This window comes from Pseudomonas sp. NFPP28, from assembly GCF_900115535.1.
In the GTDB taxonomy this organism is placed as follows: Bacteria; Pseudomonadota; Gammaproteobacteria; order Pseudomonadales; family Pseudomonadaceae; genus Aquipseudomonas; species Aquipseudomonas extremorientalis.
The window spans coordinates 377,607-393,519 of record NZ_FOWT01000007.1 but is presented as its reverse complement, the minus strand read 5'-3'; the positions used below and the strand labels follow the sequence as shown (position 1 = coordinate 393,519).

Genomic DNA, 15,913 nt, shown 5'->3' with positions numbered 1-15,913 from the left:
TTTTGTGCAAGAGCATTATGCAAAGCAGCAGCAACCTGTTTCCCGTCGCCCTGATCAGCGCTGAGCGTCGTGGCGACCTGAGTGAAGACGTGTACCGCCTCAAGCCCGGTAACAGCCCCGACGGCACCGTCGAGCTGGCAGTTACCCGTTTGGGCCTGGCCGATGTCCCGGAAAACCGGGGCATTGCGGTTATTTTATTGCATGGCAGTTTTTCCAATCGCCGCTTCTGGTATTCGCCCAAAGGCATCGGCCTGGGCGCTTACCTGGCACGCCAGGGATTTGATGTGTGGATCCCGGAAATGCGTGGTCATGGTTTGTCCAAGCGCAATCATGACTACGCACGCAACCGCGTCGCTGACTATGCGCGCTACGACTTGCCGGCCATTGGCGCGTTCGTGCGCGAGCAAAGCGGGCAGGTTCCTCACTGGATCGGTCATTCCCTGGGTGGCACCAGTCTGGCGGCGGCGCTTGGCGGGCGGCACCTTGGCGCGCCAGCCGTGGCTTCGGTGGCGTTGTTTGGCTGCCAGGTCAGCCGCACCCACTGGCCGTTGAAGCTGCCACCGGTGGAATGGACGGGGCGCTTGCTCTTGAAACGCTTCGGCGAAGTCTCCGGCTCGCGCCTCAAGCGTGGCCCGGAGGACGAGCCGGCAGGCGTGATGATCGAAGCCATGCGCTGGAATGGCCTGTTTGGCCGCTTTGGCGAAGGCAAGAACGACTGGTGGAAAGGCCTGGCGGAGGTCGACGTGCCGTTGCTGTCGGTCAGTGCTGCCGGCGATCGTCAGGACCCCGACTGGGCCTGTCGCAAGCTGTTCGAGCAGGTCGGTTCCGAGCACCGTCAATACTTGTGCCTCGGCCGTCAGCAAGGGTTTACCGAGGATTTCGGGCACGTTGAAATGCTCGTCAGCAAAGCCGCACAGGCTGAAGTGTGGCCACTGGTGGCGCAATGGCTGAAGGACCCGCTCGCCCCATTGTTCGGCGTGCAGCCCGAGGTGTTGGCCACTGTTTGAGGGCAGGGCTCTGCCAAGGGCGTTTCACTCGTGTGTGGTTGCGGCTAAGATATGACGCGTTAAACGCTTCTGGTCATATTCAGTCGCGCAGTGGCTATTGCGTTGCGACGAAGTGGATGGGATGTTTCGCACCTGCTTGGGCTGGCGCTTCTTTCGAAAGACACCTCTTTGACGGAAAGGAATTGTTCAATGAACCATTATGTGACCCCCGACCTGTGCGACGCCTACCCGGAGCTGGTGCAGGTGCTCGAGCCGATGTTCAGCAACTTCGGCGGCCGAGACTCCTTCGGCGGTGAGATTGTCACCATCAAATGCTTCGAAGATAACTCCCTGGTCAAGGAACAAGCCGACCAGCCTGGTGCTGGCAAGGTGCTGGTGGTCGACGGTGGAGGATCCCTGCGCCGTGCGCTGCTGGGCGACATGATCGCCGAAAAAGCTGCGAAAAACGGCTGGGAAGGGCTGGTGATCTACGGCTGCATTCGTGATGTGGATGTCATCGCCCAGACCGACCTTGGCGTGCAGGCCCTGGCAAGTCACCCGATGAAGACCGACAAGCGTGGTATTGGCGATCTGAACGTGGTGGTCACCTTTGCAGGCGTGACGTTCCGCCCGGGTGAGTACATCTACGCCGACAATAACGGCGTGATTGTGTCGCCCAGCCCACTGAAAATGCCTGAATAAACTGCTGTAAGCGACGGGGTGAGGATGTTCGAGGAAGAAAACGCGCAATGGGGGCTTGTACATGCCCTGGTGCTGGACGGTAAAGGCGGTGCGCGTTCGATTGCCCGGACAGAGCTCGACAACTTGCAACTGCAGTCCCAGGAAAGCCTGTGGCTGCATTGGGATCGCAGTCATCCGCAGACCCAGACCTGGCTGCGCAAATCCAGTGGCTTGAGCGAGTTCGCCTGTGACCTCTTGCTGGAGGAGAACACCCGCCCGCGCCTGTTGCCGTTGCCGGACTCGCAATTGCTGCTGTTCTTGCGTGGGGTCAACCTCAACCCCGGTGCCGAACCGGAGGACATGGTTTCGGTGCGGATTTTCGCCGCGGCCAACCGTGTGATTTCCCTGCGGTTGCGTCCGTTGCGCGCCACGGATGAGTTGCTGGTGCAGCTGGCGGATGGCAAGGGACCGAAGACGGCCTCTGAACTCATCCTTTATATGGCTCAGTACCTGACTAATAAAGTGCAGGATCTGGTCAGTGACCTGTCTGAAATCGTCGACGTAGAGGAAGAAAAACTCGATACCGACGAACGGTATACCCCGGAACATGGCAGCGTCCTGCAGATCCGTCGACGGGCAGCCGGGCTGAAGCGATTCCTCGCGCCGCAGCGGGATATTTTTGCCCAGCTCACGCGGATCAAACTGCCGTGGTTCTGTGACGACGATGCCGACTATTGGAACGAATTGAACAACAGCCTCACCCGTTATCTGGAAGAGCTTGAATTGACCCGAGAGCGCGTGGGGCTTGTGCTGGAGGCCGAAGACCGGCGTTTGAGCGTGCGCATGAACCGCACCATGTACCGCTTCGGGATCATCACCGGAATCTTCCTGCCGATGAGTTTTCTCACCGGCCTGCTGGGTATCAATGTGGGTGGGATTCCGTTCTCTGCCAGCCCCTATGGATTCATGATTGCGTGCCTGTTGATGGTCTCGGTGGCGCTTGGGCAATGGTGGCTTTTTCGACGATTGCGCTGGGTTTGACCTGAATATGACCTGAACGTAGGAAGGGTCCTATGTGACCCCAAGAAATTTACCCTCGTCTTTTAAATCACTTGCGAGAGGTCCTTATGCACGATCCGTTCGAACAGTCTTTGCGTGACATGCTCAATGCCTCGCCGTCCAACCGCGACGACGATGCCTGCCTGGGCCGCGTGCTGAAAACCGCCAACCGTCAGGTGGGCGCGGGTGATCTGTTCGGTCTGCTCGGGCGCTGGGTGCCGGCGTTGATGATGGCCCTGAACAACGGTTCGGCCCATGTCTCACCGGTTTCCCGTGATAAACCTCTTGCTCGCACTGCTGATAAGGCTGATTGAATATGGAACTTGATCTCTGGACCCAGAGCCTGGTCACCGCGATGACCGCATTGTGGACCAAGGTGGCGAATTTCATTCCCAACCTGTTTGGTGCCCTGGTGCTGGTGTTGCTGGGCTTTGTCGTGGCCAAGCTGCTCGACACCCTGCTGTCCAAACTGCTCGCGAAACTGGGCCTCGACCGCCTGATGGCAGGCACCGGTCTGACCAAACTGTTGGGGCGTGCCGGGCTGCAGGTACCCATCTCGACGTTGATCGGCAAGATCGTTTATTGGTTTGTTTTGCTGATTTTCCTGGTTTCTGCGGCTCAATCCCTTGGACTTGAGCGAGTTTCAGCTACGCTCGACATGCTGGCGCTGTACTTGCCGAAGGTTTTCGGCGGCGCGCTGGTGCTGCTGGTAGGTGTTTTGCTGGCGCAACTGGCCAATGGGCTGGTGCGCGGCGCCGCCGAAGGCGTGGGTTTGGACTATGCTGCTGGCCTGGGGCGGATTGCCCAGGGCCTGGTGATTATCATCAGTATTTCGGTCGCGATCAGCCAGTTGGAGGTCAAGACTGACCTGCTCAACCACGTGATTGTGATCGTTTTGATTACCGTTGGTCTGGCCGTTGCGCTGGCCATGGGCTTGGGAAGCCGGGAAATTGCCGGTCAGATTCTTGCGGGAATCTATGTGCGTGAGTTGTACCAGGTGGGCCAACAGGTGCGTGTGGGCGAGGTTGAAGGGCAAATCGAGGAGATCGGCACGGTCAAGACGACGGTGCTGACCGATGACGGCGACCTGGTGTCGCTGTCCAACCGGATTCTCCTGGAGCAGCAGGTCAATAGCCGCTAACCCGGCAAACCCTGCTAATGTACGCCGCCGCGAGCCTGGGTGATCGGGCTGTGGCGGACATTGACCTGACTGTCGGCACGACTTGTTTTGAATAAAGCCCAAACGCTGTCCACGCGCTATGACCCCCGTGAGCTCTCTGATGAGGAGCTGGTCGCGCGTTCGCACACGGAGCTGTTTCACGTCACTCGCGCGTACGAAGAATTGATGCGCAGATATCAACGCACTTTGTTCAACGTTTGTTCAAGGTATTTGGGGAACGATAGAGATGCGGATGATGTCTGTCAGGAAGTGATGCTCAAGGTGTTGTACGGCCTGAAGAACTTCGAAGGCAAATCGAAGTTCAAGACATGGCTGTACAGCATCACGTACAACGAGTGCATCACGCAGTATCGGAAGGAACGGCGAAAGCGTCGCTTGATGGACGCCTTGAGTCTTGACCCCCTTGAGGAGGCGTCTGAAGAGAAGGCGCCGGCACCCGAGGAGAAGGGCGGACTTGATCGCTGGTTGGTGTATGTGAACCCGATTGACCGGGAAATTCTGGTGCTACGATTTGTCGCAGAGCTGGAGTTTCAGGAAATCGCTGACATCATGCACATGGGTTTGAGTGCTACAAAAATGCGTTACAAGCGTGCTCTTGATAAATTACGTGAGAAATTTGCGGGCGAGACTGAAACTTAGTGCGTGGCAAATATCTCTTACGTGTAGGCAAGTTCTGTTAGACTTGTCGCCGAGTTGTCCCCCGGTTTGTGGGACTGCTTTACAATCACCAGATGGGGATTTAACGGATGAAACTGAAAAACACCTTGGGCTTGGCCATTGGTTCTCTTATTGCCGCTACTTCTTTCGGCGTTCTGGCACAAGGCCAAGGCGCAGTTGAAGGCGAGCTGTTCTACAAGAAGCAGTACAACGATAGCGTCAAGCACATCGAAGACGGCTTCAATCCTGGCGCTCGCATCGGTTACTTCCTGACCGACGACCTGTCCTTGAACCTGTCCTACGACAAGACCAACCACACCCGTTCGAACGACGGTACTGGTAACCAGAAGATCAAAGGCGATACCGGCAGCCTGGTTGCCCAGTATCACTTCGGTCAAGCTGGCGTAGACAGCCTGCGTCCATACGTAGAAGGCGGTTTCGGTCACCAGAGCCGTACCAACGTTCAGGCTGACGGCCACAGCGGTCGCGACCAGACTACTTTCGCTACCGTTGGTACTGGCGTGAAGTACTACTTCACCAACAACCTGTACGCACGTGCCGGTGTTGAAGCTGACTACGGTCTGGACAACGGCAAGTGGGACTACTCCGCACTGGTCGGCCTGGGCGTAAACTTCGGCGGTAACGCTGGCGCAGTTGCTCCAGCTCCTACCCCAGCACCAGCTCCAGAGCCAACTCCAGAGCCAGAAGCTCCAGTTGCTCAGGTTGTTCGTGTTGAGCTGGACGTCAAGTTCGACTTCGACAAGTCGGTTGTTAAGCCTAACAGCTACGGCGACGTGAAAAACCTGGCCGACTTCATGGCTCAGTACCCAGCTACCAACGTAGAAGTTGCTGGTCACACTGACTCCGTAGGTCCAGACGCTTACAACCAGAAGCTGTCCCAGCGTCGTGCTGACGCTGTTAAGCAAGTCCTGGTTAAAGACGGCGTTGCTCCTAGCCGTATCACCGCAGTAGGTTACGGTGAGTCCCGCCCAGTTGCTGACAACGCAACTGAAGCTGGTCGTGCCATCAACCGTCGTGTAGAAGCGTCGGTAGAAGCTACAGCTCAGTAATTACTGAGTGGTAGAAAAAAGCCCGGCTCAGGCCGGGCTTTTTTTCGCCTGGAATTTGCTTCAGGCGCTGGCGGCTTGTGTAAGGCAAGCGACTTGCCCAGGGGCTGCCACATGGCCAATCACCAGGATGGCCGGGCTCTTCAAGGCAAATACCTGCGCATCTGCATACATCCGTGACAACTCGCTGCGGCATTCCCGTTGTTGTGGTAGTGATGCGTTTTCGATCATCGCCACCGGCATATCCGCTGCCATCCCGCCGTCCAGCAATTGCTGGCGAATCTCCTCAAGCTTCGCCACGCCCATGTACACCACCAAGGTCGTGCCACCCTCTGCCAGGGCTCGCCAATTCAAGCTGCTGTCGTCCTGGGTGTGCGCCGTCACCAGGGTCACGCCACGGCTCACCCCGCGCAGCGTCAGCGGAACCGCGCAATTTGTCGCGCCCGCCAGGCCCGCCGTGATCCCGTTGACCAACTCCACCTCGACGCCCCGTTCACGCAGCCACATGGCTTCCTCACCGCCACGCCCGAAAATGCACGGGTCGCCGCCCTTGAGCCGCACCACGCATTTGCCCTGGCGCGCATAGCGCAGCATCAGGCGATGGATAAAGTCCTGCGGTGTCGAGCGACAGCCACCGCGTTTACCCACGGTGATCACCCGTGCTTCAACGCAGTGTTCCAGTACCGCCGGGTTGACCAGGTCATCGATCAGCACCACATGCGCCTCACGCAGGGCGCGTACGGCCTTGAGGGTCAACAGTTCCGGGTCACCGGGACCCGCGCCCACCAACCAGACTTTTGCGCTCATGGATTTTTCCTCGTCCAGGGATGACGTCAGCGGTGAAAGAGTGAGTACAACAGCACTAGATTGATCAACATCGACAGCAGTCCCAGAGTGCGCCAGACCTTCAAGGGTTCACGCTCCAGCAAGGGCTTGGGGCGAATGCTCAGTTCCTGCCGGTCCGCCTGTTCCAGCACACGCAACCATTCTTCGGCGGTTTCGTAACGATGCGCAGGTTGAGCCGCCACTGCCCGGTCCAGGCTGAGGGGTAGCCAATCCGGCAGATCGGGGCGGTAGCGGCTGGCGCTGAAGGGCTGGTTGAACCGGGGCCGTTGGAAGGCTTCGATTTCACCGTAGGGGTAGTGCCCGGTCAGCAGGTAATACAGGCTGACACCGGCACTGTATAAATCCTGTTGGGCCGTAGGCCGGTCGCCATTGAACGCCTCGGGCGCGATAAAGCTTGGTGTGCCGGGCAATGCATGGACGCGGTCTTCCGACAGGCCCGGGCAGTACGCCAGGCCGAAATCCAACACACGCAGTTCGCCGTCATCCCCCAGTAGCAGGTTTTCCGGCTTGATATCGCGGTGCAGGATCTGCCGCCGGTGCAACATGCCCACCGCCCGCAGCAAGCGCTCGGCGATCGACTGCCATTGCGCCAGAGGCAATGGGCCGTGCTGCTGGAACAGTTCGGCCAGGGTCTGGCCGGGGTATTCGCGCATCACGTAGTACAGATGCTGGCGTCCGCTGGCGGCATGGACTTCAGGAAACGCCCGGCCGGCGACGCGTCTTAGAAACCATTCTTCCGCGAGCAAGGCCTGGCCGGCATCGGTGTCATCATCGCGGCTCAGCGGCAGGGTTTTCAGCAGCCAGGGTTGCTGCTGTGCATCCCGCACCCGGTACAGTAACGACTGTCGGCTTTGCGCCAATACGCCTTGCACCTGCCAGCCTTCAAAGTGTTGCCCGGCTTTCAACGGCGGTGGCAGCGGCCATTGCTGCAACTGCACCAGGGCGTCGCCGAGGGTCGCCGCGCCGAGGGTGTCGATACGCACGAGCAGGGCGCTGGCATTGTCCTGGCTACCCGCCAGGTGCGCGGCGTTCACCAGGGTGTTGACCGCCAGATCCAGGTCGGTTTGCTCGCGCAGAATCGAACGGATGCTGTGATCACCCAGGGTTGCCCACACGCCATCACTGAGCAGCAGGAAACATTCGCCTTCGCGCAACTGGCCGTCGAGAAAATCCACTACCAGGTGTTGATCCAGGCCGAGGGCACGCTTGAGCACATGCTCCATGCCCGGCTGCTCCCATACGTGATCCTCACTGAGGCGCTGCAATTCGCCATCCAGCCAGCGATACGCCCGGCAATCGCCGACATGCGCGAGGGTGAAGCGCTGGCCGCGAAACACCAGGGCGCTCAGGGTGGTCAGCAACGGCTGGCCACCGCCATTGGCCTGCAGCCAGCGATTCTGGGCCGACAGCAAGCGTTCCAGGGCCTGGGCCACGCTCCAGGTCTGCGGCGTGGCGTAGTAATCCAGGGCCAGCGCCTGCAAGGTCGAGCGCGCGGCCAGGCCGCCGTCGGCGCACTGACTCACTCCATCGGCGATGGCGCACAAGTAGCCTTTGCTCGCCGCCAGTTCGGCCACGGGTGTCACCACCCGCAGTGCGTCCTGGTTTTGTGCCCGAGGGCCGATGGCACTGGCCTGAGCGATGCTCAGTTGCAGGCTCATCAGACCCGTGCAGCCGTCACGGCGGCCGAGCCCCAGGTGGTTCTCCAGCGACGTTTAACGCCATGCAGGCCGAACCAGGCCAATACACCCAGGCTCGCGAACAGCCACAGCGCCATCTGATAGCTGCCGGTGCTTTGCTTGATCGCGCCCATGCCAGCTGCCAGGGCGAAACCTCCAATGCCGCCGGCCATGCCGATCAGGCCGGTCATCACGCCGATCTCACGGCGGAAACGCTGCGGCACCAGTTGGAACACCGCACCGTTACCGGCGCCCAGGCCAAGCATGGTGCAGACAAACAGCGCCAGCGCCGCATAAGAGCTTGGCAGGTTGAAACCCACCGCCGCGATGCAGATTGCTGCCACGCTGTACATGCCCAGCAACGTACGAATCCCGCCGAAGCGGTCCGCCAGCGCACCGCCCAGTGGGCGCATCAGGCTGCCGCCGAACACGCAGGCGGCGGTGTAGTACCCCGCGGTCACCGGGCTCAGGCCGTACTGGTCGTTGAAGTAACCGGGCAGGGCGCTCGCCAGGCCGATAAAGCCGCCGAAGGTCACGCTGTAGAAAAACATGAACCACCAGCTGTCACGGTCGCCCAGGGCCTTTAAGTAGTCGGCCATGGATTTGGCTTTTGGCCGTTCAGGGGCATTGCGCGCCAACCAGGCAAACACGATCAGCGTCAGCACCAGCGGAATCAGAGCGAAGCCGAACACGTTGCTCCAGCCAAACGCGGCCGCCAACACAGGCGCCAGCAACGCGGCGAACACCGTGCCTGAATTGCCCGCACCGGCGATGCCCATGGCCTTGCCCTGGTGTTCGGCCGGGTACCATTGGGAGGCCAGCGGCAACGCGACAGCAAAGGATGCACCGGCCATACCGAGGAACAGTCCCAGCAGCAGCGCTTGTTCGTAGCTATGGATGCCCAGTTTCCAGGCGCCGAACAGGGCACAGATCACAATCACCTGGCCGATCAGCCCGGCGGTCTTGGGCGACAGCTTGTCCGCCAGCATGCCCATCAGGAAGCGCAGCACCGCGCCCGCCAGGATCGGTGTCGCCACCACCAGGCCGCGTTGTTGGGTGGTCAGGTGCAGGTCGGCGGCAATCTGTACCGCCAGTGGGCCTAGCAGGTACCAGACCATGAAGCTCAGGTCGAAATACAGGAACGCGGCAAACAGGGTCGGGGTGTGCCCGGATTTCCAGAAGCTTGATTTCATCACGCACCTCAACGGTTGGGAGTCTTGTAAGAAGGCCAAAACGAAAAAACGCCGCCACCGGGTTCGCGAGGGCAAACCGGGTGTGCGACGTCTTTGTCGTGGAGGGGCAACCGCCGTTGGCTACCTGTGCGGAATACTTAGCAAGAGCTGAGCCAAATCAGCCGAGCAGCTCGCTCATGGCGATAATCTGCTCCGCCACTTGGATCAGTTTCTGCTGGCGGCTCATGGCCTGGCGACGCATCAGGGTGTAGGCCTCTTCTTCGTTGCAGGCCTTCATTTTCATCAGCATGCCCTTTGCCAGCTCGATACGCTTGCGCTCGGCCAATTGCTGGTCACGTGCCTGGAGCTGCGCGCGCAAGGCCTGGTCGCTTTCGAAGCGCGCCATGGCCACATCGAGGATCGGCTGCAGGCGCTGGGCCTGGATGCCTTCGACGATGTAGGCGCTGACGCCGGACTTGATCGCCTGGCGCATTACGTTCGGGTCATGTTCGTCGGTAAACATCACGATGGGCCGGGGTTGGTCTCGGCTGACCAATACCACCTGCTCCATCACATCACGGCCCGGTGACTCGGTATCGATCAGGATCACGTCCGGGCGCACCGTTTCGACGCGTGCGGGCAGGTCGATGGTCAGGCCGGACTCATCGATGACATCAAAACCGGCCTCGATCAGCGCCGACCTGAGGCGGCCGACCTTGCGCGGGGTGTCATTGATCAACAGGATTCGCAGCATGGAGATTCTCCTGTCAACGCCAGGCCTGGCGGTTGGAATCATTGGCCAGGGCATGCAGGCGGAAGCTGCGGGCGTATTCGGTTGGGTTGGAACCGTCCCAGATCTTGCCGTCGATCAGCTGGCTGCTGCGCATGTCCAGGGCCTTTACCGGGATCCCCAGCGCACCTGCCGCCTGACGATACAGCGCCAGTTGCTGCACCTGGCGGGCAACGCCGAGGTAGTCGGGGTCCTCGCGCAACAGGCCCCAACGCCGGAACTGGGTCATGAACCACATGCCATCGGAGAGGTAAGGCAGGTTCACCTCGCCACCGGCGAAAAAACGCAGGGCGTGGGGATCCTGCCACTGGTTGCCCAGGCCATCGTCATAGGCGCCCAGCAGGCGCGGTTCGATGCAGTCGAGCGGGGCGTCGAGGTACTCGCGACCACTGAGCAATTGCGCGGTGGAACGGCGGTTTTCGGTGCTTTCTTCGATAAACCGGCTGGCCTCCAGGATCGCCATCACCAGCACGCGCGCAGTATTGGGGTACTGGTCGACGAACGTCCGGGTGCATCCGAGGACCTTTTCCGGGTGATCCGGCCAGATCGCCTGGCTTGTCGCCAAGGTAAACCCCTGGTTTTGCTTGACTGCGCTGGCGCACCAGGGCTCGCCGACGCAAAACCCGTCAATGCGTCCGGCTTGCAGGTGCGCAACCATTTGCGGTGGCGGGACCACCACACTGTCCACATCCTGCAAGGGGTGAATACCTTGGCTCGCCAGCCAGTAATACAGCCACATGGCGTGAGTACCTGTGGGAAAGGTCTGCGCGAAGGTCAGTTTTGTTCGGCTTTGGTGCACGTGGCGGTCGAGCGCCTCAGGAGTGATCACCCCTTGTCGCTGCAAGCTGTGGGACAGGTTGATGCTCTGGCCGTTCTGGTTGAGCCCCATCAGCACGGCCATGTCGGTGGGCGCGACTCCGCCGATGCCCAGGTGCACGGCATAGATCAGCCCGTACAGGCTGTGGGCGGCGTCCAGTTCGCCGCTGACCAGTTTGTCGCGCAGGTTGGCCCAGGACGATTGGCGCTTGAGGTTCAGGGTCAGGCCGTAGGGTTGAGCGAAGCCCTGGGTGGCCGCTACGACCACCGAGGCGCAGTCGCTCAGGGCCATGAAACCCAGGTCAAGGCTGCTCTTTTCAGGGGCATCACTGCCGTTGACCCAGGCCAGCGGGTCGTTCATCGGGCTGTTGCCGACCGAATCGTTCATCAACACCTACCTTTTCTTTCAAAAAAAAGCGTCGTTCCCTCAGATGGCGATGTAAGCCAATGCGGGTAACGACGCCTTTGTCCGTAGCGCGCTCCGCCGTTGGCGCGTGCTCTCATGCAGAGTTCGTAGCAAGGCACATGCCACGGGCGGTGAGGCGCGGCTGGCCGTCAGCTTTCCATCAAGATTGAAACCGGGCGGGCTTTCAGTATGGCCGCTCTCTTACTGCCAGACTGCCCAGGAACCCTCACGGTGCACGCCGAATCCCTTGTAACGATGCTCCGTCTCCGGTTTCACCGTTGGTTGTGGTTTGCCGGCCTGTGGTTGGGAAGTGCGCTGGCTTGGGCCGAGCTTCACCAGGTTCGGGATGAAAGCCTGTATACCGTGTTCACTGCGCTGTCGGAGCCGCTGGGGGTGCCCATCGTTGTCAGCCAGGCGGTGGCGCGCAAACGTCTGAGCACCGCACTGGATTTCGATGCGCCGCAACAGGCGTTGGAGGCGCTTGCGCAAGAGCAGGGGTTGATCTGGTACAGCGACGGGCAAGCGCTGCATATCTACGATGCTGACGAGGCAAAGAGCTCTGCGGTGACCTTGCGGCATATTACGGTCGACAAGTTGCGTGGCCTTATGCGCCGCTCGGGTATCGATGAGTCACGCCATCCCCTGCGTGAAAGTGGGGCACGCACATTTTATGTGTCCGGCCCACCTAACTACGTCGACCAGGTGATGCGCCTGGCCCAATTGATGGATCGGCAAAGAGCCGACTTGCGTGTGGGCGCGCAGGCCTTTGGTGTGGTTCAGGTGCTTAACACCGATGTGGCGGACCGTCAGTACGGCGCGCGCGACAACCCGGTTACCGTGCCGGGAATGGCGTCGATGATCGAGACCCTGCTGGCCAGCGAGCACAAGGGGTTGCTGGCCGACAAGAGCCTTGGTGTGATCGCCTACCCGGACAGCAACAGCCTGCTGATCAAGGGCAAGCCGGCCCAGGTGACCTTCATCCAGAAACTGGTGGCTGAACTCGACATACCCAAGCGATCGATCGAAGTGTCGTTATGGCTGGTGGATGTTGAGCGTGACGAGCTGGAAAAACTGGGCCTGGGCAGGGATGAAGACGCCCGGATGTCGACCACGCGAATCCTTGCGCCTCAGGATGACAACCGCGTGATGGCCAGGATCGGTGCATTGGAGCGTCGTCGACGGGCGAAGGTGGTGGCACTGCCCGTGATTCTCACTCAGGAGAACGTCCCGGCGGTGTTTCAGGATAGCCATACCTTTTATCTACCGCCCCCCGGAAACAACCGAACTGACTGGAAACCTGTGCGCTATGGCACTCAGGTCAGCGTACTGCCGCGTTTTTCAGAAGCTAACCAGATCGAAATGCGCCTTGAGATTGAGGAAGGGCGCCAGATGAGTGAGAAGGGGCGGCGTGAAAAAAATACCGCGGTGGGGCAGGTGGGGGTCAACAGTGTGGTGCGTGTGCCCCAGGGCAGGCGTTTGTGGTTGGGCGCGTTTCAACGAGAGGCAGAACGGCGGGCGACTACTCGCCCGGATCAAGTGCGTCTGTTTGTGATTCAGGCCAGGGCCGTGGGCAGTGAGACGCTGGGGCCGGGTGGGGGGGCAGGGCCACCGCCTTTGACGGCAGCGCAATACGAGCGTGTTCAACGTGCGTTTGTACGGCCTGAGCGCGATGTCTCACCGTGAACAAGGTGTTAGCCCGATGCATCTGGAAATTCTTCTTCAGGAACAACTGATCAGCCGCCGGCGCCTGGCAAAGTTTGCGCCCGGGAAGGTGTTGCCTTTGATGCCAGAGATAATCCATTGCGTGGAGGTTCGGGTTAACGGGCAATTACTGGCCTTGGGTGAGTTGGTGCAGTTGGAAGACCGGTTGGGGGTTGAGTTGCACGAGGTTTACCACGCCTGGCTACCTGAAGTTGATGGGTAGCGAAACGTCTTACAGCGTGGTTCCAAAAAAACGCGCGATGTCTGCGCTTTTTCCTAACGTGAGCCTTGAGGCAGGTTTTTATAGTCGTGGCAGGGGCACTTGAACCCGTAATGCAAATGAGGACTTCAATGTCAGTAGTCGGATGCCGAGGTAATCATGGCTGTCATGGATGATGGAGGGACGACGACTTCCCTGGTTTTTGCGCGTTGGACCCTGCACGACGATGGTCGCCTGACCGGTGAGGACGCAGATGTTCAGCTGCCGCCCAAGGAAGGGCTGGTGTTGCGGTTGTTGCTGATGTCCGGTGGCGTGTTGATGACCAAGGATCGCTTGCTGGAGCTGGCCTGGCCGCAGGGGGAAGTTGCCGAAGAGTCGCTGACACGCTGCATTTATTCACTGCGCAAGTACCTTGGCACCGACAAGGGGTTTATCAAGACGATTTACGGTCGGGGGTACCGTTTCATTTGCCCGGTGACGATCGAGGGCCCCTCGTCTGGCCGTATGGACCATGTGTGCTCGGCATGCGGCCATACCCGCAATGGAGTGGCAGGCCGTGGCTAGGTTCTGGAGCAAGGGCTTGGTGTTGGGTGTGATGATGACCGGCAATCAGGCGCTGGCGTATTGCTGGGAGGAGGCGGCCAGCCGCTACAACATCGAGCCCGAATTGCTGCAGGCGATCGCTGCGGTGGAGTCGGGCTTTCGTGCGCACGCGATAAACGATACGAACCGTAATGGCACTCGGGACATCGGCCTGATGCAGATCAACAGCAGCCATTTGCCGCGCCTGCTCGAGCGAGGTATTACCGAGGAGCGGTTGCTCAATGAGCCTTGCCTGTCGGTGGAGGTAGGGGCTTCGATTCTCGCCGAGTTCATCCAGCGCTTTGGCTACAACTGGACGGCGGTAGGCTCCTACAACGCAGGCCCGGGTTCCGGGCCCGCGCGTGAGGCGTTGCGCATGCAATATGCCCAGAAAATCTGGGCGTATTACGAGCAGTTGGTAGCGCACCGCTACTGACGATTGAGGTTCGCGCCTCGCGCGCAACCCGTGACCCCGGCTATAATCGCCGCCACCTTTCGCCGCCATCCGAGTCTAGCCCGCCCATGTATACCCTGGCCCGCCAGCTGTTGTTCAAACTCTCCCCGGAAACCTCCCACGATCTGTCCCTGGACCTGATCGGTGCCGGTGGCCGCCTGGGGCTCAATGGCCTGGTATGCAAGGCACCGGCAAAAATGCCGGTCTCGGTGATGGGGCTCGACTTCCCCAACCCGGTCGGCCTGGCGGCTGGCCTGGATAAGAACGGTGCGGCCATTGATGGGTTTGCACAGCTGGGTTTCGGTTTCGTTGAAATCGGCACCGTGACGCCACGTCCACAGCCGGGTAACCCCAAGCCACGTATCTTCCGCCTGCCGGAAGCCGAGGCGATCATCAATCGCATGGGTTTCAACAACCTGGGCGTTGATCACCTGCTGTCGCGGGTTCAGGCGGCGAAGTACAAGGGCATCCTGGGCATCAATATCGGCAAGAACTTCGATACGCCGGTCGAGCGTGCGGTGGATGATTACCTGATCTGCCTGGACAAGGTCTACGCCCACGCCAGCTATGTCACGGTCAACGTCAGCTCGCCCAATACCCCGGGCCTGCGCAGCCTGCAGTTCGGCGACTCCCTCAAGCAACTGCTCGAAGCCTTGCGCCAGCGCCAGGAAGACCTGGCCGTGCGTCATGGCAAGCGCGTGCCGCTGGCGATCAAGATCGCGCCGGACATGAGCGACGAAGAAACCGTGCTGGTGGCCCAGGCCCTGGTGGACTCGGGGATGGACGCAGTCATCGCGACCAACACCACCCTCAGCCGCGTAGGCGTCGAAGGCCTGGCCCATGGCGACGAAGCGGGCGGCCTGTCGGGGGCGCCGGTGCGTGACAAGAGCACCCATATCGTCAAGGTGCTGGCTGCGGAGTTGGCCGGGCGCTTGCCGATCATCGCCGTCGGCGGTATTACCGAAGGCAAGCATGCGGCCGAGAAGATTGCCGCGGGCGCAAGCCTGGTGCAGTTGTATTCCGGCTTCATCTACAAAGGCCCGGCGCTGATTCGCCAGTCGGTAGATGCCATCGCGGCATTGCCAAAAGACTGAAAACCATCCATTAAAAAGGGCTCCTGAAAAGGAGCCCCCTGGGCCGAAGCCCGCCGCCCGGATGGGGCGTGCATGGTAAGTCGTTATAAATCCAGAGGTGGTGTCGGAATTAATTGCCCTTGATTAGCCGACGGCGTGAAGTTCGTTGAGTCTGTGGATTCCCGCAGTGCCAGTCATACCGTCCCAGTTGTCGCCGCGTCCTTCTCGCCAGCCGTTGATCCAGGCTTGGCGTACCGACGGTAGAGTAAATGGGCAAAGCTCACGGGATTTGCCATGAACGCCGTATTGATATCCGCGTAAAAATGCTCTTTCCAACGGATCACGCTTAAGTCTTCTCATAGGGTGTTTCCCTCACTTGTTGACTGTCTTGATATCCTTCGGCCTCGTCCGAGACCGGGCAGAGTTTTTCTGCCGTTGGTGGGCTCACTGCCGGCGTGGCGAGCCGATGTGTCGGCGTCGTTACGGCGCCAACCTGTGTTGAGTTCTAACCAATAGGTCACATGGATTCAATGATCGTTTTGTCATA

Annotated in this window: 18 protein-coding genes; 12 read left to right on the top strand and 6 right to left on the bottom strand. The window is 60.1% G+C overall.

Annotated elements, in window-relative coordinates; genetic code table 11:
- The first annotated feature begins 17 nt into the window (after positions 1-17).
- The 7 genes from BM110_RS20195 to BM110_RS20165 all read left to right on the top strand — a co-directional run bounded on the left by BM110_RS20195 (position 18) and on the right by BM110_RS20165 (position 5,633).
- The gene (locus BM110_RS20195; protein ID WP_071491408.1) at positions 18-1,007 is read left to right on the top strand and encodes an alpha/beta fold hydrolase; all 990 of its coding nucleotides are present in this window, start codon (positions 18-20) and stop codon (positions 1,005-1,007) included.
- A 189-nt stretch (positions 1,008-1,196) separates the two neighbouring features.
- Positions 1,197-1,688: a ribonuclease E activity regulator RraA gene (rraA, locus tag BM110_RS20190; protein WP_058427377.1), complete on the top strand. Its 492-nt coding sequence runs from the start codon at positions 1,197-1,199 to the stop codon at positions 1,686-1,688.
- 24 nt (positions 1,689-1,712) lie between these two features.
- Complete coding sequence (locus BM110_RS20185; RefSeq protein ID WP_093514064.1) at positions 1,713-2,708, top strand: zinc transporter ZntB; 996 nt, start codon at positions 1,713-1,715, stop codon at positions 2,706-2,708.
- A gap of 86 nt (positions 2,709-2,794) precedes the next feature.
- A complete protein-coding gene (locus tag BM110_RS20180; RefSeq protein ID WP_092242715.1) occupies positions 2,795-3,040 on the top strand; it encodes a CrfX protein in 246 nt (81 codons plus the stop codon).
- Between the two features lie 2 nt (positions 3,041-3,042).
- A complete protein-coding gene (locus BM110_RS20175; protein WP_071491406.1) occupies positions 3,043-3,867 on the top strand; it encodes a mechanosensitive ion channel family protein in 825 nt (274 codons plus the stop codon).
- An 87-nt stretch (positions 3,868-3,954) separates the two neighbouring features.
- Positions 3,955-4,545, top strand: a complete 591-nt coding sequence (gene sigX, locus BM110_RS20170; RefSeq protein WP_010208495.1) for an RNA polymerase sigma factor SigX — start codon at positions 3,955-3,957, stop codon at positions 4,543-4,545.
- A gap of 107 nt (positions 4,546-4,652) precedes the next feature.
- Positions 4,653-5,633, top strand: coding sequence for an OmpA family protein (locus BM110_RS20165; protein WP_071491405.1), 981 nt, complete (start codon positions 4,653-4,655; stop codon positions 5,631-5,633).
- A 60-nt stretch (positions 5,634-5,693) separates the two neighbouring features.
- On the opposite strand, the gene cobA is transcribed toward BM110_RS20165, so the two are convergent.
- From cobA to BM110_RS20140, 5 genes are all read right to left on the bottom strand, one after another.
- On the bottom strand, positions 5,694-6,437 hold the full coding sequence (cobA, locus tag BM110_RS20160; protein WP_093514063.1) for a uroporphyrinogen-III C-methyltransferase: 744 nt from the start codon (positions 6,435-6,437) through the stop codon (positions 5,694-5,696).
- A 26-nt stretch (positions 6,438-6,463) separates the two neighbouring features.
- Entirely contained in the window at positions 6,464-8,134 is a 1,671-nt protein-coding gene (locus tag BM110_RS20155) for a bifunctional protein-serine/threonine kinase/phosphatase (protein ID WP_093514062.1), read from the bottom strand.
- On the bottom strand, positions 8,134-9,345 hold the full coding sequence (locus BM110_RS20150; protein WP_071491402.1) for a nitrate/nitrite transporter: 1,212 nt from the start codon (positions 9,343-9,345) through the stop codon (positions 8,134-8,136). The genes BM110_RS20155 and BM110_RS20150 overlap by 1 nt, the downstream gene beginning before the upstream one ends.
- 157 nt (positions 9,346-9,502) lie before the next feature.
- Complete coding sequence (locus BM110_RS20145; RefSeq protein WP_071491401.1) at positions 9,503-10,078, bottom strand: ANTAR domain-containing response regulator; 576 nt, start codon at positions 10,076-10,078, stop codon at positions 9,503-9,505.
- A gap of 13 nt (positions 10,079-10,091) precedes the next feature.
- On the bottom strand, positions 10,092-11,318 hold the full coding sequence (locus BM110_RS20140; RefSeq protein ID WP_093514061.1) for a CmpA/NrtA family ABC transporter substrate-binding protein: 1,227 nt from the start codon (positions 11,316-11,318) through the stop codon (positions 10,092-10,094).
- A 273-nt stretch (positions 11,319-11,591) separates the two neighbouring features.
- On the opposite strand from BM110_RS20140, the gene sctC reads away from it, so the two are divergent.
- The 5 genes from sctC (at position 11,592) to BM110_RS20115 (ending at position 15,387) form a co-directional block, all read left to right on the top strand.
- The gene (sctC, locus tag BM110_RS20135) at positions 11,592-13,019 is read left to right on the top strand and encodes a type III secretion system outer membrane ring subunit SctC (RefSeq protein ID WP_093514060.1); all 1,428 of its coding nucleotides are present in this window, start codon (positions 11,592-11,594) and stop codon (positions 13,017-13,019) included.
- A gap of 16 nt (positions 13,020-13,035) precedes the next feature.
- The gene (locus BM110_RS20130; protein WP_092242733.1) at positions 13,036-13,260 is read left to right on the top strand and encodes a FliM/FliN family flagellar motor switch protein; all 225 of its coding nucleotides are present in this window, start codon (positions 13,036-13,038) and stop codon (positions 13,258-13,260) included.
- A gap of 156 nt (positions 13,261-13,416) precedes the next feature.
- The gene (locus BM110_RS20125) at positions 13,417-13,821 is read left to right on the top strand and encodes a winged helix-turn-helix domain-containing protein (RefSeq protein WP_092242736.1); all 405 of its coding nucleotides are present in this window, start codon (positions 13,417-13,419) and stop codon (positions 13,819-13,821) included.
- Entirely contained in the window at positions 13,814-14,275 is a 462-nt protein-coding gene (locus BM110_RS20120; protein ID WP_092243316.1) for a transglycosylase SLT domain-containing protein, read from the top strand. Before BM110_RS20125 ends, BM110_RS20120 begins: the two co-directional genes overlap by 8 nt.
- Positions 14,276-14,361: 86 nt before the next feature.
- Complete coding sequence (locus BM110_RS20115; protein ID WP_093514059.1) at positions 14,362-15,387, top strand: quinone-dependent dihydroorotate dehydrogenase; 1,026 nt, start codon at positions 14,362-14,364, stop codon at positions 15,385-15,387.
- A 123-nt stretch (positions 15,388-15,510) separates the two neighbouring features.
- On the opposite strand, the gene rmf is transcribed toward BM110_RS20115, so the two are convergent.
- Complete coding sequence (rmf, locus tag BM110_RS20110; protein WP_002553055.1) at positions 15,511-15,726, bottom strand: ribosome modulation factor; 216 nt, start codon at positions 15,724-15,726, stop codon at positions 15,511-15,513.
- Positions 15,727-15,913: the final 187 nt, after the last annotated feature.

What these genes read in the sequence shown, in the direction of transcription:
- BM110_RS20115 (WP_093514059.1), top strand. Translation starts at nt 14,362, where the DNA reads ATGTATACCCTGGCCCGCCAGCTGTTGTTCAAACTCTCCCCGGAAACC.
- cobA (WP_093514063.1), bottom strand. Translation starts at nt 6,437, where the DNA reads ATGAGCGCAAAAGTCTGGTTGGTGGGCGCGGGTCCCGGTGACCCGGAA.
- BM110_RS20185 (WP_093514064.1), top strand. Translation starts at nt 1,713, where the DNA reads ATGTTCGAGGAAGAAAACGCGCAATGGGGGCTTGTACATGCCCTGGTG.
- BM110_RS20145 (WP_071491401.1), bottom strand. Translation starts at nt 10,078, where the DNA reads ATGCTGCGAATCCTGTTGATCAATGACACCCCGCGCAAGGTCGGCCGC.
- BM110_RS20130 (WP_092242733.1), top strand. Translation starts at nt 13,036, where the DNA reads ATGCATCTGGAAATTCTTCTTCAGGAACAACTGATCAGCCGCCGGCGC.
- BM110_RS20150 (WP_071491402.1), bottom strand. Translation starts at nt 9,345, where the DNA reads ATGAAATCAAGCTTCTGGAAATCCGGGCACACCCCGACCCTGTTTGCC.
- BM110_RS20195 (WP_071491408.1), top strand. Translation starts at nt 18, where the DNA reads ATGCAAAGCAGCAGCAACCTGTTTCCCGTCGCCCTGATCAGCGCTGAG.
- BM110_RS20125 (WP_092242736.1), top strand. Translation starts at nt 13,417, where the DNA reads ATGGCTGTCATGGATGATGGAGGGACGACGACTTCCCTGGTTTTTGCG.
- BM110_RS20175 (WP_071491406.1), top strand. Translation starts at nt 3,043, where the DNA reads ATGGAACTTGATCTCTGGACCCAGAGCCTGGTCACCGCGATGACCGCA.
- rraA (WP_058427377.1), top strand. Translation starts at nt 1,197, where the DNA reads ATGAACCATTATGTGACCCCCGACCTGTGCGACGCCTACCCGGAGCTG.
- rmf (WP_002553055.1), bottom strand. Translation starts at nt 15,726, where the DNA reads ATGAGAAGACTTAAGCGTGATCCGTTGGAAAGAGCATTTTTACGCGGA.
- BM110_RS20140 (WP_093514061.1), bottom strand. Translation starts at nt 11,318, where the DNA reads ATGAACGATTCGGTCGGCAACAGCCCGATGAACGACCCGCTGGCCTGG.
- BM110_RS20165 (WP_071491405.1), top strand. Translation starts at nt 4,653, where the DNA reads ATGAAACTGAAAAACACCTTGGGCTTGGCCATTGGTTCTCTTATTGCC.
- sctC (WP_093514060.1), top strand. Translation starts at nt 11,592, where the DNA reads ATGCTCCGTCTCCGGTTTCACCGTTGGTTGTGGTTTGCCGGCCTGTGG.
- BM110_RS20180 (WP_092242715.1), top strand. Translation starts at nt 2,795, where the DNA reads ATGCACGATCCGTTCGAACAGTCTTTGCGTGACATGCTCAATGCCTCG.
- BM110_RS20155 (WP_093514062.1), bottom strand. Translation starts at nt 8,134, where the DNA reads ATGAGCCTGCAACTGAGCATCGCTCAGGCCAGTGCCATCGGCCCTCGG.